9 protein-coding genes are annotated in these 15308 nt (G+C 54.2%); 5 read left to right on the top strand and 4 right to left on the bottom strand.

Features of this window, described 5'->3' with window-relative positions:
* The first annotated feature begins 30 nt into the window (after positions 1–30).
* The gene (hemC, locus tag Pla144_RS01070) at positions 31–954 is read left to right on the top strand and encodes a hydroxymethylbilane synthase (protein WP_146447474.1); all 924 of its coding nucleotides are present in this window, start codon (positions 31–33) and stop codon (positions 952–954) included.
* Here hemC and Pla144_RS01065 read toward each other — a convergent pair.
* The gene (locus Pla144_RS01065) at positions 951–2108 is read right to left on the bottom strand and encodes a hypothetical protein (RefSeq protein ID WP_146447473.1); all 1158 of its coding nucleotides are present in this window, start codon (positions 2106–2108) and stop codon (positions 951–953) included. The two genes, hemC and Pla144_RS01065, sit on opposite strands and share 4 nt — an antisense overlap.
* A gap of 249 nt (positions 2109–2357) precedes the next feature.
* Here Pla144_RS01065 and Pla144_RS01060 point away from each other — a divergent pair, with 249 nt between their 5' ends.
* Entirely contained in the window at positions 2358–3572 is a 1215-nt protein-coding gene (locus Pla144_RS01060; protein WP_146447472.1) for a GNAT family N-acetyltransferase, read from the top strand.
* 263 nt (positions 3573–3835) lie between these two features.
* Here the strand turns inward: Pla144_RS01060 and Pla144_RS01055 are convergent, their stop codons facing one another.
* The gene (locus tag Pla144_RS01055; RefSeq protein WP_231936112.1) at positions 3836–4078 is read right to left on the bottom strand and encodes a hypothetical protein; all 243 of its coding nucleotides are present in this window, start codon (positions 4076–4078) and stop codon (positions 3836–3838) included.
* A 381-nt stretch (positions 4079–4459) separates the two neighbouring features.
* On the opposite strand from Pla144_RS01055, the gene Pla144_RS24365 reads away from it, so the two are divergent.
* From Pla144_RS24365 to Pla144_RS01045, 3 genes are all read left to right on the top strand, one after another.
* The gene (locus Pla144_RS24365; RefSeq protein WP_197530300.1) at positions 4460–7537 is read left to right on the top strand and encodes a tetratricopeptide repeat protein; all 3078 of its coding nucleotides are present in this window, start codon (positions 4460–4462) and stop codon (positions 7535–7537) included.
* The gene (locus Pla144_RS01050) at positions 7527–8843 is read left to right on the top strand and encodes an esterase-like activity of phytase family protein (RefSeq protein ID WP_197530299.1); all 1317 of its coding nucleotides are present in this window, start codon (positions 7527–7529) and stop codon (positions 8841–8843) included. Before Pla144_RS24365 ends, Pla144_RS01050 begins: the two co-directional genes overlap by 11 nt.
* Positions 8844–9096: 253 nt before the next feature.
* Positions 9097–10965, top strand: a complete 1869-nt coding sequence (locus tag Pla144_RS01045; RefSeq protein WP_146447470.1) for a phosphoenolpyruvate carboxykinase (GTP) — start codon at positions 9097–9099, stop codon at positions 10963–10965.
* Between the two features lie 173 nt (positions 10966–11138).
* On the opposite strand, the gene Pla144_RS01040 is transcribed toward Pla144_RS01045, so the two are convergent.
* Together Pla144_RS01040 and Pla144_RS01035 are read right to left on the bottom strand one after the other, a co-directional pair.
* The gene (locus Pla144_RS01040) at positions 11139–14366 is read right to left on the bottom strand and encodes a hypothetical protein (RefSeq protein ID WP_146447469.1); all 3228 of its coding nucleotides are present in this window, start codon (positions 14364–14366) and stop codon (positions 11139–11141) included.
* Positions 14363–15304: an ABC transporter ATP-binding protein gene (locus Pla144_RS01035; protein WP_146447468.1), complete on the bottom strand. Its 942-nt coding sequence runs from the start codon at positions 15302–15304 to the stop codon at positions 14363–14365. The genes Pla144_RS01040 and Pla144_RS01035 overlap by 4 nt, the downstream gene beginning before the upstream one ends.
* Between the last annotated feature and the right edge of the window lie 4 nt (positions 15305–15308).

The following is a 15308-nucleotide window of genomic DNA, read 5'->3' as shown; positions in this document are numbered from 1 at the left end:
GTTCATTCCGCGATCATTGCTTAATTCATTGTGTCCACCCCTCACATCCGCATTGGTACTCGCTCCAGCCAACTGGCACTCTGGCAAGCCCGATGGGTTGCCGCTGAGCTTGAGCGGCTTGGGGCACAGGTCGAGATCATTGAGATCACCACGCAGGGTGATCGACAGCAGAGCGGACCAATTGTTGAATTGGGTTTGCAAGGAGTGTTCACTAAGGAGATTCAAGCCGCCGTGTTGCGGAGCGAAGTCGACTTGGCGGTGCATAGTCTCAAGGATCTTCCCACGGAAACGGTCTGGGGACTGACACTCGCAGCCGTCCCGGAACGGGAGAATTGCTGCGATGCCATTGTCTCCGCCTCGGGCGAAAAGCTCGCTGCCTTGGCATCAGGGGCTATAGTCGGCACCGGTAGTCTGCGGCGGCAGGCACAACTGCGAGCGATGCGACCCGACATCAATGTGCGGGGAATTCGCGGGAATGTGGATACCCGGCTAAGTAAACTGACTACTGGTGAGTATGACGCGATCATTCTCGCCTCCGCGGGACTCAATCGACTTGGTCTCGCAGAAAAAGTTAGCGAAGAACTCGCTCCACCAAGAATGCTACCCGCCCCGGGGCAAGGGACTCTGGGAATTGAATGTCGGTTAGCAGACGAGTTACTTCTCAAGTTTGTCGCCCAAATCCAGCACCCCGACACCCGCGCGTCCACCGACGCTGAGCGTTCCATGTTGGCCCTCTTGCATGCGGGTTGTTCCGCTCCGGTCGGTGCCTGGGGTCGGATTGAGAATGGCAAGCTACGCTTGGACGGCCTCGTGGCCAGCTTGGATGGAACACAGATTCTGCGAGCGGCGGCAAGCGGTTCGCTTGATGATCCGCTGCAATTGGGAAGGACAGTGGCTGAGGAGTTGTTGGCCCAGGGGGCCCAGCAATTAATCGATGCGGCACGAAATTCCTAAGGATCCCTTCTCAACTCCGTCGACGAAACATCTTCGCGAAATTCGCTGGCAGGAACTTCTGTGCAGAGTCGCAACAAATCGTTAGGAAGTTGCAAGTCTCCGAGCGAACAAAACTTTCCCTCCACCTGCCGACCAAATACCAGGAAATGACAGTCGGCAGTCGCTATCTGGTGGATTGCTGAATCGCGCTTTATCTGGTCGTTACCGTAGTAGCGCGGGTCGGCGATCCGTTGCAATGTGTCCACTCCCACGACAAATGTGCAACCGGCTAGCAAAGCAGCCTTTTTGATAAAGGTAGAAGCTGTAGTCAGTAGCACCCTGCTTCCAGGATCATTTTTCTCGATGCCAGCAAGCCGGTCAGCAATCTCCACGAAATCGAGCGGGGGTTTATCGACATTTGTGATCGACAACTCGTAGACGACTTCCGACTCCGTGAGTTTCGCAGCAATCTCTGCCATGCGTCGATGACCTTGGTGCAAGGGATGAAATGCCCCAGGAAAGATCGCACTGGGCAATTGCTCGCTGACTCCTCGGGGCCATTGCACGAAACTTTGCTCGCCCAAGAGGAGTTCTGTCCATTTCGATTCCGCTTCTTGATGGCGGCGGAGAATTTGCTCACCTTGCATGAGTCTCTGTTCAAGAGAATGACGACAGGCAGCCGTGTTTGCTCCACAGGCTTCGCCTAAGGCCACAAGAAGTAGTTTTGCCGCCAGGCGTTCTTCTTGTTGTCGAGTCCGTTTTGCTTTGACCAGCTTGAGTGAAAGCGATGTGGTCTGGTTTGCGGTCTGCAAGGCAACATGGATGCGATGCTCGCCTCGCTTAGGGGAGTTGCTCACCAAGCTCGCGGTAGTGCCGATTCCGACAAGCATGTGCGGGTCCGCAGCTGGGGCTAGAACTTTGGCTCGCATCCAGGCAGCCATGGCCATTGCCCGGGCAGTCGGTTCGCTGCACGCCTGATCGGGTTCTCCACCGAGAAACTCAGACAGGGCCGACAGGGAATAAGGAACTACGGCTTCGAGCAGCGAGTTCGAACCTCCAGGTGTGGAGAGTAACTTGCCAATAGCTTGGCCACCTCCTCCAGTGATGGCAAGCACACAGCGACGACCACTGGAATGAATTTGTGTCAACAGTTGTTTCCAGGTGGAATTCTTCACCAGTGCGTCCAGTTAATTAAAAAAAAAGGGATGGTCTTCGAGTGCACAAAGCAAAGCGGACTATTGAGAGCTTTCTCGGCATTCGCTGCGAAGTCTGTGGCAAAGTGAATTAATGATGTATTCAGTCGTTGCCAGAATACAACATGATGCCAAATTGCCACATGGCGAGTCGAACCTCCCTACGCAAATAGCTGCTAAACTTACCTTGCAATCAGTGCATCTTATCAGTTCCACCTCTCGAAACAACGAATGGCACAAACCTTGCGAAATACTTGCTGCAACGACGATTCTCAGGAATTACCAGCAGGGTTCGCAATGGCCGAAGTCATCGAAATCAATTCGCTCGAAGAGCTTCAACCCTATCAACTGGCTTGGAATGCCCTGCACTTGCAAACTCCACGTGCGTCTTTCTTTCAGACATATGACTGGTTCGTCACCTTTTGGCGACATCACGGGGCAAATCAGCAGATGCGCGTGCTAATCGTCCGCTCTAGCGACTCAACGATCGGCATTCTCCCCCTGTGTATCGTCGAGAAAGAATATCGGCTCACGACTGTACGAGTACTCACGTATCCCTTGAGTGACTGGGGGATGTGGTATGGGCCGCTAGGTCCCAATCGCTCGGCCACTTTATTTATGGCGTTACAGCACCTTCGCAATACGCACCGTGAATGGGACGTGATCGACCTATGTTGGACCTCCGGTGCTTCAGGAGATGGCGATGCCACTCGTCGTGCGATGTCTGCAGCCGGATGGCAGCCCCAAAGTGCCCCCCACCAGGAAAGCTCGGTCGTCCGTTTTTCGGAGACTAACTGGGAAGACTACCATCGCGGCCTCTCAAAGAAATGGCGGCACGAAATAAGAAGACAGACTCGAAATCTCCAACGGGAAGGGACGGTGGAATTTATTCGCCATCGCCCACAGTCTGCTGCCGATGGAGATGGAGATCCCCGCTGGGACCTATTCGACCAATGTGTAGAAATATCACGCGGAGGGTGGCAGGCGAAGGTCACCAACGGCAACACTCTCTGTCACGATAGCGTATTGGAGTTTCTCACTGACTGCCACGCTCAGGCAGCCCGACTGGGAATGATGGATATGGCGATCCTGCAATTCGCTGGCACTCCAGTCGCCTTCCAATACAACTATTTTTCTCGTGGTGAAGTTTCTGGCTTACGGATGGGATATCTCTCTGCAATGCGAGACAAAGGAGTAGGCAAACTCTTACTGGCAAAATTTATCGAAGACAGCTTCGAACGGGGGGATCAGTCACTGGATTTAGGCATTGGAGAATATGACTTCAAGTCGCGGTTTCGGACTAATGTCGAAACAAGCTACCGGTATTGCTACTATCCCTGGAATGCCTTGCGTGGCCAAGGAGTGCGACTTACTCAATGGCTCAAGCAGCGGCTGACGAATGATCGCACGGTGAAAGAAACAAAAGCGAAGCCGGCGATTGCCTAACGAAAGACGAATTTCGATTTTTTTAGATCTGTTCGTCACAAGAACATGGTAGTTCCAAATCCTCGGGCGAAGACGCCTGAGGCACGCGACGCGGTTGCGTTCGCGCCCCTCAGACGTCTGCCACTGAGGTGCCGTCCCCCCCTATCTCGTCGTCGACCTTGGAGCAGTAGTCGACAACAAGCGGCAAAAATTGTACTCTACCTATCACTCTATTTACGTATTTCAACCCAGTTGCCTACTTAATACGGCAACTTTGCTCGGGATTAGCGTTGTGGTTCACTGACAGTGCTGGCAGCTTGCTCTTTAAGCGCGGCCGCCTCACGAGCTAATTTGAATTCTGGACCAGGGGCGTAGTACTGCACGTCGTCGGTCAGGTAGTACGCGCTGGGCAAGGTTTGGCCAGCGTATTCTGCCTGGCAACCAATTGCAGAGAGCGATAACAGCATCAAGAGCCCGCTGCCCAGTGTGATCATGTGGCAGCGGTTTTTCGTAGACAAGGTTTTCACAATCGTTGCTCCTACCGGAGGGACTTTGCCACGCAGGTTCCAATACATCGGCGTGCACAATCGTTATCGTCCCCCTGATCGGTAAACTTTGACTACAGCCGAGAATTTGGCCTAAAAGTCGCGTATACGCTAGCATTACTGCCATCGCAGGAGCTACTTCGCACGGTTGAAGACCCAAGTTGGTGAGGAGGATAAATCGCCTTTTTCTCGGGGTTTGCTAGAATGAGATGAGTCCGGCAAGGTTGTAACTTGCGTCCGCTCTTGTCATATGTTGGCCGTGGTGAGCTAGCACTTGGGTTTGGACATGCGTTTTTTGAAACCGCTCGCTAGTGCGATGCGGCTGATCACTCAACTAGCTATTTGCAGGCCACGGTGCTAGCGATGATTCGATCTGTGCGACAAAATATCTTACCTCTCGTAGCATGCTTGCTCCTTGCCAGCTTGTTGACTCCTGTCGTTGGCCAAGTCCTTCCCGGTCAACTGACGAACACAATACCTAGTCAAGCCTACTATCAGGCAATTGAGGATCTCTATCGGGGCGAGTACCGCGACGCATTGCGGACTCTCAACCGCGAAGCGCGCGGGTCAGTACGCTTGGGAGTAACCGAGAGGTGGATCGACTCGATCTGCTATCATGCGATGTGGGGTGAGGTGCTCTATCAGGCCGGTCAGCCTGCCCTCGCATTGGAGCAATTCGATCAAGCCTGCTCGATGTATCTGGTTGATCCTAAATGGTTGTTACAGGTCAGATTCAATTCTGATCCGCGGCCCGACACAAGCTTGGCCCGCAAGGTAGTCCCTTGGGGAACCAGTACCCGACAATTCATCTTGGGTGACGTCCCCGAGCAGATGTCGATCCAAATGGGAGATGACTATGCTACTCAGAGCCAAGTCGCGCAGCAGGGAGGCGTGTTGCGCCAATTGCAAATGTGGCAGATCGACGTGGTGGAAATTGTGCGAGCCACGGCGCTTGCCATCCGACGCCGCAACGAGATATTGGGACCGCTGGCTGCCCATGACCCGATTTCCCGCGATATGGTCAACAAGCTTTCCAGTGGCATCGCCCCCCCTAACCATTGGTCAAACGCCTGGGCCGATCTCCTACTGGGAATCGCCTATGCCGGTCAGGGAAATCTGGATCAAGCCAATAGCCTGTTGCAACGTTCTGAACGACTTGCAGGCCGACTCGATCACCCACTGACGTGTGTGGCCCTCTTGGAGCAAGGTCGCTTGGCCATGGAAGCGGGTAAGACGGACCTGGCAGACCAATTGCTCGCCGAAGCCAGCTATTCTGCCTTCTACTACGAAGATGCCGGAGTTATCGATGAGGCCTTCCGGCTGGCTAGTCAAAATCGGCTCGCCTCGCACAATCCTGTTCCCATCCCAGCGCTCGACAATGCCGCGGCATGGGCTCGGCGTGAGCGGTTTGCCCATATCTTCGCTCGGCTGAGTTTCGCGCGGGCTGAGGAATGGATGAACGCAGGTAATTGGCGCCAGGCTGCCTCCGTGTTGCAAACCGGACAGTCGCAATTGGGGGATGCTCGCACAGGATTGTTAGGAAACTGGTCGCAGTATCTGGAGGCCCGCGTGCTTGCCGAGCTAGGCAAACCTACGGCTATCAGCGTCCTCGAGAGTGCTCTTGCTAACCAAATCGGCATGTCCAATCGCACGTTGCAATTGCAGTTGACCGATCGGTGGTTCGATCAGCAACAGTTAAGGGCAAGTTCTGCCAACGAAGTTTATAACCAATTGCTGAGCGATCCCCAAAAAGCCGACTGGGCTTTGCGACCATTGGAGACAATGGCACTGATGAAGACGCCGTTGGATGGCTCATTCGACCGGTGGCTGGTGGCACTTCAGGAGCGTAAAGATCGACATGGTGCCTTGGAAGTAACCGATCTGGCCAAGCGTCGCCGCTACTACAATTCGCTGATGCTGGGGGGACGCCTGGCAGCACTCCGCGAGACGCTTGAAACTCCGACCATCACGCTCACCCCCGCAGAGCGCACTTTGCGCGATGATCTCCTCTTACGATATCCCGATTACCGAGACATTCACCTAAAGGGCAAGCAAATTCAGAGCCAACTCCGAGCCGAGTGGAAACCCGAGATGAGCAAGGATGACCAACAGGAACTCGGCAAGCTCTGGAAAAAATGGTCCGACAATCTCGCCGAACGCGAAGGCATGTTGGGAAGAACGAGTTTGACTCGAGTATCCAGCCAGTATGGCTTTCCCCAATTCGTGACAGCGGAGCAGTTGCAGGGCCTGCTCCAACCCGGTCAGGCAGTGGTTGTGTTTCACGAGACCGGTGGCGGGTTGCTTGGCTTTCTAATAACCGATCGGGCATCGACAAGCTGGAACTGTGGTCCGAATGGAGCAATTGCTCGCTTGCTGAGTCAGTTTCTGCGCGATCTGGGGAGTAACGATCGCAATAGTCCGCTCGACGAGAAGCAACTTGAATCGACCGCCTGGCTTGAGTCAGGTCAGGCGTTGTTTCATGCTCTCTTCGATGGCTCGTCGATCGATCCCGATTCGATGGAGGAATTGGTCGTTGTACCGGATGGGCTGGTCTGGTACGTGCCTCTGCATGCCTTGCCGATCAATCTCGAAGGCAAAGTCGTTCCGCTCACTTCGCTATCGCGAGTCCGAGTGGTACCGACCATGGGTTTGGCCTACGGTCATGCGCAGCCTTGGCGTCGCGTCCAGCACTCAAGCATCGTTGGCGATGAACTCGTACCCGGCGACAAGGAGGAAACGAAAGCAGAGGTGCTCGAACCGCTCAAAACGGCGATGCCGAATTTGATTAAGCTACCCGACCCGTCGCCCGTGGCGTCGCCCGTGCTTGCCTCGCTGCTGGAAGGGTTGGTAGTGCTTGATGAATTCGACATCGAACGGACTGAACCACTCGCTTGGTCGCCGATTCCCAATGCCCGCGAGGGACACGACGGGGAACTTGCCGCCTGGTTGGCGTTGCCCATCATGGGTCCTCAGCGGCTTATCTTTCCAGGCGCGCACACCATCGCCGAAAACGGAGGCAAGACATCTCGACGCCGTGCAAGTCAAGATATGCCGGGGAGCGAACTGTTCCTGGCTAGTTGTGGCTTGATGTCGACCGGGGCGCAGACGATTCTTCTAAGCCGCTGGCGCGTTGGCGGGCAATCGACCCTGGAGATCGTACGGGAATTCGTCCAAGAGTTGCATCGCACTTCGGCAGCCGACGCGTGGCAACGATGTATTGAAGTTGCCAAAGAGCTCCAGTTGGAACCGGCCCTGGAACCTCGCGTGAGTAGCGCGGTAGGGGATGATCCACCCACGGCCAGCTTCCCTTTCTTCTGGGCCGGCTACATACTCGTCGACAGTGGCGAACCCCCTACGCCAGCCCCTATTGAATCCGCCAAAGCTGACTCTCCTCCTGCTAAGCCTGCTCCTCCAAAAGCGATCGAGAACGATGATAAGTGATTCGGCCTTGCTACTAAATCGTGCAATCTTGTTTGTCACAGTGTTGTTATCTGGATGGTCTGCCGAGTGTTGGGCAGCCCACTGGAACGTCGGTGCACCCAGTAACCAATTGCTCGATACGACCGCAGTGGGTACCATCGGCGAAATGAGCGGCGTAACCTACTTGGGGCCCTCTCCGACGGCCGGGTTACATCGCTTCGCAGCAGTCCAGAATACTGGCGGCGTCTTGCTAACGATTGATGTGGCACTCTCTCCGACGGGAACTTTGCTCTCCGCCACAGCGGTCAGCGCGCAAACCTTGTCAATGAGTCTCGACTTTGAAGGGACTGCTTACACCAATCCCACTCGTAACAGTGTGTTTCTTGCTGAAGAAGGAACCCCGGGCATTCGCGAATACAGTTTGGCAAATGGCGCACAATTGCAAAGTGTTGCTATCCCCAGTGTGTTTGCCAATCGCCGAGCCAATCGCGGATTTGAGTCTCTTGCACGCAGCCCAGACGGCACGACAATGTGGACGGCCAACGAGCAAGCCCTTACGGTCGACGGAGATGTGTCGTCGGCCGCCGCTGGTACAACAGTGCGGCTAATGCGGATGGAAGTGGCTGGCAACAGCGTCACTGCTGCCGAGCAGTATGCCTACCACGTTGATAAAATTCATGGCACGAGTACTTTTGGTTCGCCTCAGAGTGGCTTGAGTGATCTGGTTTCGCTTCCTGACGGCACACTGCTGGCATTGGAACGGTCCGTGGCATTCACTTCGCCGCTATACCTCAATCGGATCTATGAAATTGATCTCACGGCAGCCACAGACGTGAGTGCCACGCCCTTCGATGCCGGACTCATCGGACAGATTTTTAACCCAGTTAGCAAAGAGCAACTTTGGTCCGGAGCGGCAGACAACACCAACGGCCAGAATCTCGAAGGACTCACCTTGGGCCCGCGTTTGGCTAATGGCGATTGGGTCCTGCTGGGGGTCGTGGATAATGGTGATCCCGTGAGCTTGAATACTATCGTCGCCTTCCCGCTCTCCGCAAACCCCTCGGCTGATTTCGACATCGATGGCGACATCGATGGCCAAGATTTTCTCGCCTGGCAACGCGGCTTCGGGAAATCAATCGGTGCCGCTCACTCTGACGGAGACGCCGACCGCGACGGCGATGTCGATATCGACGATCTGACTTTCTGGCAGTCCGCCTACCCTGCCCCGCTCTCAGCGACAACACTTGCAGTGCCGGAACCAGCGGCGATTAGCTTGCTGTTATTCATAGTAGGATCAATGATTGCTGTGCGTCGCCTCGGCAATTGACTGCGCGATTCATCTTTATTACTGATTCAAATCTGCACACTGTGCCATATCCGCACACTCTAGTGCCAGATCCGGGCGAAACAGCACCCGCAGGAATTCCTTCTACCAGAATATTCGACTTCTGGGCAATTTTCCTTTTGGCCTGGGAGTTGCGTTACAACCAACGGAAACGTCACAATTAAGTCTGCAAATCAATCAATTAACGCACAGCGTTTGGATGCGGTCTGTCAACTCAATATCAGGAGAAACGGCGATGTCTACTGCCACGGTCGAAGTTCCCCATGCAGTCAAGAACAACGAATTAATCAAATGGGTCGACAAAATGGTCGCTCTGTGCCAGCCGGAAGAGGTGCAATGGTGTGATGGCACTCAGGAGGAATATGACCGGCTCTGTGAAGAAATGGTCGAGAGTGGCACGTTCATCCGCTTGAATCCTGATTTGCGTCCCAATTCATTTCTGGCTCGCAGCCATCCGAGCGACGTCGCCCGGGTCGAAGATCGCACCTATATCTGCTCACTCAGCAAGAACGATGCTGGCCCAACCAACAACTGGATGGCCCCCAAGGAGATGAAGGCCCTCTTGACCCCAAAATTCGAGGGGTGCATGAAGGGACGCACGCTTTATGTGATTCCTTTCAGCATGGGTCCCATCGGTTCGCCTATCGCCCACATCGGCATTCAGATTACCGATTCCCCATATGTCGTTACTAACATGCGGATCATGACCCGCATGGGAACTGCGGTGCTCGAGGCTCTGGGGGAGGGGGATTATATCAAGTGTATGCACTCGGTCGGCATGCCTCTCAACCCAGGAGTGGAAGATGTTGCATGGCCATGCAGTCCCGATCCCCAGAACAAATACATCGTCCATTTCCCCGAAGAAAGAGCGATATGGAGTTACGGTTCCGGTTACGGCGGCAACGCCCTCTTGGGCAAGAAATGTTTCGCTCTGCGAATCGCGTCGGTCTTGGCCCGCGAGCAAGGGTGGCTCGCCGAGCACATGCTCATCACCGGGGTCAAGAATCCCGAAGGCAGGAAGACCTACGTCGCCGCGGCATTCCCCAGCGCGTGTGGCAAAACCAATTTTGCCATGCTGATTCCTCCCAAGGAATTTCAAGATGATGGCTGGGAAGTCACTTGCGTCGGCGATGATATTGCCTGGATCAAGCCAAGCGATGACGGGCAGATCTATGCGATCAATCCGGAGGCGGGCTTCTTTGGCGTAGCCCCAGGAACCAACGAAAAGACCAACCCCAATGCGATGGCATCGATCCGCGAAAACACGATCTTTACCAACGTGGCCCTCAAAGACGATGGTGACATCTGGTGGGAAGGAATGGACGGCCCGCCCCCCGCGCATGCCATCGACTGGCAAGGGAACGACTGGACACCAAAGAGCGACAAGAAGGCGGCCCATGCCAACAGCCGCTTCACTGCCCCGCTCTCACAATGCCCCTGTGCCGACCCCGAGTACGACAATCCCAAGGGCGTGCCGATCTCGGCATTCATCTTTGGTGGCCGACGCAGCACCGTGTTGCCGCTGGTCTACCAGTCCTTTAATTGGGCTTTTGGTGTCTACACGGGTGCCACGATGGGTTCGGAAATGACCGCTGCTGCCTTTGGTCAACTCGGCGAAGTCCGGCGCGATCCTTTTGCAATGCTCCCGTTCTGTGGCTACCACATGGGAGATTACCTGGGCCACTGGTTGGATTTTGGCCGCAAACTCCCGAATCCACCACGGATTTTCAATGTGAACTGGTTCCGGAAGGATGCGGAAGGCAACTTTCTCTGGCCCGGCTTTGGCGACAACATGCGAATCCTGCAATGGGTCGTCGAGCGATCTCAGGGAAAAGCCGCCAGCATCGAATGCCCCTTGGGTTGGATGCCCCGTTATAAGGACCTCGAATGGAAAGGACTGGACTTCTCCGAGGAGCAGTTCAAACAACTGATGAGCGTCGATCGGGGCGATTGGATGAAGGAGATCGCTTCCCACGACGAACTGTTCTTCAAGCTGTACGACCGCCTGCCTAAGGAAATGACCTTCATTCGCGAGCTTTTGCTCTCCGGCCTGTGGCGTTCGCCCGAGCACTGGGAATCCAGCAGCAAGGACGAAGAAAAGTAAGAGTGATGAGCGAGCCGGGTCGCATAAGCTTCGACCCGGCTCCTTGTTTGCCGCGACGCCACTAGCGAGTCGGAGCGGAACGCAAGCTGTAGGCCGGAACAAGCTCTAGGCAGTTCCGGCATTGCCAAGGTTTACGCCCAAAATATGCCGGAACTCGCAGAACTCCTTCCGGCTTACGGGTTCTGCTCCGCTTGCTTCCTAGACAAGGGAAATACTAGATTGTGCGGATTGTACTCCTCAGAGTTTTTCCCGCGAAATTGATAAACGATGTGGCCTTCAGGAAGTGGCTCGATATTCTCTGGTTCTTCGACGTTGACTTCACCATAGCTCCCATCGCCACCATAACCACCGCTCATACCAAACTCTTTTTCGTAGTAGCTGGAGAGATCAGCATAGTTTGACAGTTTTTCCAATCGGCAATCGAAGATCCCGACACTCCAAAACAGCGGTGACTCTGCAGGTAATTCACTCAAAACTGTGCTTTCATCTGCATGATAAAGTAACGGATGTTTCAACCCTTCCGGTCGATACTGAAAATCTTCACCAGAATACGGATCCAATTGCATCTTCGCGAGATACTCTGGGACCAACTCGGCAAGCTTCTCGGGGTACTCCCGATGATCAAGTCGATAGGCGAGTAGCGCAAGTTCGATCAAGAGTGCCCGCCGCTTGGTTTCTGCAATGGCCCAATCATTTAGCAAATGATGGAAATCACCGCTGTTGCCGAATTCCTTTGCGGCGAGAAAGCTCGTATATCCGACGTAGGTCAAGTTACAAGCCCTGGCAAATTCTTGCCAATCGTCCTCGAATACACCCCTATTTATGGCAAAGAGTTTGGAGTAGGGCGCTTTCAGTAAGAGATCTCGGATCGATCTAGGCGTGACATCCGCACCAGTTGACATCCCGTTGGGAAGTGTCACGACGGCATCGCAATAGTTCAGGGCTTGCCTCGCGAAATAATCGAGTGCCTGCAAGGCTCGTTCGCTCTCCCAGGGAAATTTGTTTGCCAAGAAAGCGAAATATTGGGAATTCCGGTCATTCAAATATTGCGGTAGTTGCTTTTCAAGTATCACATCACGCGTTTTCAGATAGTCCTGCAGAATATAATCTTGGGGATGCGGTAGTGCTGAAAAGATGCTCTCTAACCCAGCTACTGCAAACTTAATTCGTTCACTGGTTTGCTGAGGATGCGATGCCCAATCGCGGAGTTTATTCTCGAACCATTTCCTTTCGAGAAAATCTTCGGAGTCGATGGAAAGAACGAATTGCAAGCGTATCCATGCATCCTCGAGCTCATTTGCTTCCATTCGTCGCTCGACATCTTCGACAAGATTCAAAAGTAAATTCGCACTAGGAAGATTTCGATTTTGCTTCTTCGCATTATAAAGCGGTACTGGAAACTCCACTTCTTGGAGCTTTTCCACAACAATTGCCAGATGTGCTTCTTTAAAAGCTTGGTAAGATTCACGTTTTTTATGCTCGAATCTATTTAAGGTTTTCCTCACACTAGGCTCCAGCGATTTCTTACTACCGAAACTGTATTCTTCCACTTCAGTAGGACTGATGCCGAATTCTTCAAAGGTCTTTCCATCAACGGTGATTTCAGCGAAGCTCTGCATTCGAATAGATTCTGCTTCAAGCTCCTCCTCAGCAATTCCTGCAATCCGTTCGAAGCGAACAATTGACTCTTGACGATCAAGTTGGCCTTGTTCATAGATTTTCAGAGTAGCTTCAAATGGTGCCTGTTGAAAACGAAATCGCGGCATAGGCAAGTCGATTTGCCGCAACCGTGCTAAAGGGAGATAGAGCGAAATAAACAGTAAGGGCAAACCCAGCGATAGGGCCGGCAACAGCCAATACCGTAGCGACCCTCTTTCCACGAGCCAGTAAGGCATCCGCAACAATGTTGCGGCCAGCGATGCGACTGCAAGTGGCAGCACAAACGCAAGAGGATTCAACTGCCAAACGAAGACCACCAGCGACCACGCAGCCAGCAAGACTGAGAACAATATCGCAAGAAAACCAGCCAGAACCTCCCGCTTAAATGTCAGCGAAAAGAACTGACCCAAACTGTATGCTGCCAACACTGCACTCCAAGCCCCTAAAGCCATCCTGCGGTTTGCGCCTATCACTTGACCATGCCACCACCTTTGCAACCACTCTGATACTTTGTAATAGTCTCCTCGAAATTCAAAATTACTTCCAAATTCTGCGAGAGAGGAAGCGATCTGCCTGGCTGTCTCCATTGGGATAATCCTCCAAAAGCTAAATCGAATCACATGCAATACGATGAGGAGTGCTCCCAGCCACACGATCTGTCGCGCCAGCCACACCAGTCGCGGACGCGCGGAATGTGTTGCCAAAAAGAGCCGATGGTTCCGCTTCTGATCACCGCGGAACACCAACGCCCCGAACAACGCGGGGAGGATTAGCAAAAAGAAAATCTGCCAAGGTGGAGAAGAACCTCCCTGACCGAGTAGTGTTGCAGGTATAAAGCAGGAAACGGTCAGCAAGAGACCGAGCCCAGTCGCGGTCAGAATCGCTACCCGCGACTCTCGCCACGTCTGCCATAACAACCGCACAAACATCCGTCGCCGCCATGGCTGAAACTCCGATTTCACAGCCGCTTGCGACTTAGCGGTGACCAGAGAAAACTCGCTGGAAGCCTCTTTCCGCCGCTTTCCCACTAGTCCCAACGGTGCAAGCCACTGACTTCCAATCAATACATCCACAACGAATACTACCAGACAAATCGCCAGTCGCATCGGTATGGCCGCTTGATAGGATTCGGCACTGAACGAGTCTCGTGCAAGGGGCGTGGCTAGAACCGCCAACTGCGAACCGAAAGAAGCAACTGCCATTGCCGCGACTGCCGCCATGAGTGGTTGTTTCCATAGAAGTGAGAACAGCAAGCCCCAAACAGTGGCTTCCACGATCGCCACTCCGGCAACAGTGAGCGAGAGTATGCACTGTTCCGCGGCGGGCCAAACAAAACCCGCGATCATCCAACCGGTGAGGCACAACACTCCAGCGAGCAATACCGCGCTACCAACAGCGACCGCCAGCTTGGCAAAAAATATCGGCTGCCAGAGACCCGGCAGAAGTTGCAAAAAGCCCCGCGTCCGCTCTTCGTTCTCAGCCCCAAACAGTGTGACCGCCGCCCCCACGGCATACAGCGCCGCCGCTCCCCACGCAGAACTAAACAACCAGCTGGGAATAAGGTAATCATTTATCATCATCAGCGTTGAGACCCATTGCCCCACCGCGCCGAGCACCAAAATCGCCAGCCAGAATCCGCGCAACATGCGGTACTCTTTCCAGGCGAAGCGTACCCACAATGCTTTGTTGAGTTGGGCCTTGTCAGGTGGACGAGTCGTTTCGGCAAGCGCCAAGCTGCTCATGGTTGCACCTCCGCCGGGTCGTAATTTCGCGACTCTTCCTCCACATTGCTTCCTTCTCGTTTGTCACTCTGCATGTAAGCCACGAAAATTTCTTCGAGCGAAGGAGTGCGGGTTTCGACGGCGACGACTTCCGGCTGTTTGCTGAGGTCGTCGAAATCGGTGTTCTGCAGTGTGCGAACCAAGAACTGCCATTGCCGGCCCCTTTGCCGACGAGAGAGAGTATCACAAGGCAATTCCGGTGGACGGCTGCCGCTCATCGTGATAGTCAACTCACGGATTTGGCACTTGAGCGTGTCGAGCGATTCGACCACCAAGAGTTCCCCTTCGCGAACAATCGCCACGATGTCGGCTACGCGTTCCACCTCGCCGATCTGATGGCTGGAGAGGAGTACTGTACGCCCCGCGGCGGCAATGTCGACCATACTCTCGAGAAACTCGCGCCGCACCAACGTATCGAGTCCTGAGGTCGGTTCATCGAGAATCAAAAGCTCCGGTTGATGGGCCAGGGAGAGCGACAGCGAGACCTTCGCCCGCATTCCTTTGGACATTTGCGAGATCTTCCTTCCCAACGGCACACGAAACCGTTCGAGCAGTTTGCGATATTCCTGTTCGTAGGGCTCTGGATAAAATCCAGCCGTAAACCACCCAATTTCGCTCGCTGTCATCCAGTCGTAGAGTGCGGGTTGCTCAGGAACGTATCCGACCCGGCGGCGAATTTCCTCGGCCTCTCGCCGGCAGTCGAGTCCCAGCACGCGTAGCGAGCCGCAGTCGGCCTCTTCGAGTCCAAGGAGGAGTTTGATCGTGGTCGTCTTGCCGGCGCCGTTTTCACCCAATAGTGCAAATACCGTCCCCGTTGGCACGGTGAGCGACACATCTGAGAGTGCCGTGTGGCTACCAAATCGTTTAGTGACGCGCGAGATTTCAATGACTGGATTCATAGAT

This window comes from Bythopirellula polymerisocia, assembly GCF_007860015.1.
Lineage (GTDB): Bacteria > Planctomycetota > Planctomycetia > Pirellulales > Lacipirellulaceae > Bythopirellula > Bythopirellula polymerisocia.
Note: the sequence above shows the minus strand (reverse complement) of the source record. Positions and strands in the feature narration are given on the sequence as shown.